Below are 270 nucleotides of genomic sequence, written 5' to 3' on the forward strand. Positions count from 1 at the left end.
TGTTGAGGCCGAACAGCACTCCCAGACCCACATCGTCTATGCCGGCTTCCATGGCGCGGTCCATAGCTTCGGTGTGGTAAGCATATTTGCTTTTAGGTCCGGTGGGGTGCAAGGCTTCGTAGTTTTCTTTGTGATAAGTTTCCTGAAACAGGATATAGGTACCGATGCCGGCATCCTTTAACCGGCGGTAGTTCTCTACTGTGGTTGCGGCAATGTTGACATTTACTCGGCGAATGGCTCCATTCTTATGTTTGATGCTATAAATAGTAT

1 pseudogene (only partly in view) is annotated in these 270 nt (G+C 48.5%); it reads right to left on the reverse strand.

Features of this window, described 5'->3' with window-relative positions:
- Window positions 1-270: pseudogene (locus Q5O73_RS10575) on the reverse strand ([FeFe] hydrogenase H-cluster radical SAM maturase HydG) (its annotated part extends 240 nt beyond the left edge of the window); the annotation flags it as partial.

This window comes from Eubacterium sp. AF15-50, assembly GCF_934835595.1.
Classification (GTDB): domain Bacteria; phylum Bacillota; class Clostridia; order Lachnospirales; family Lachnospiraceae; genus Eubacterium_G; species Eubacterium_G segne.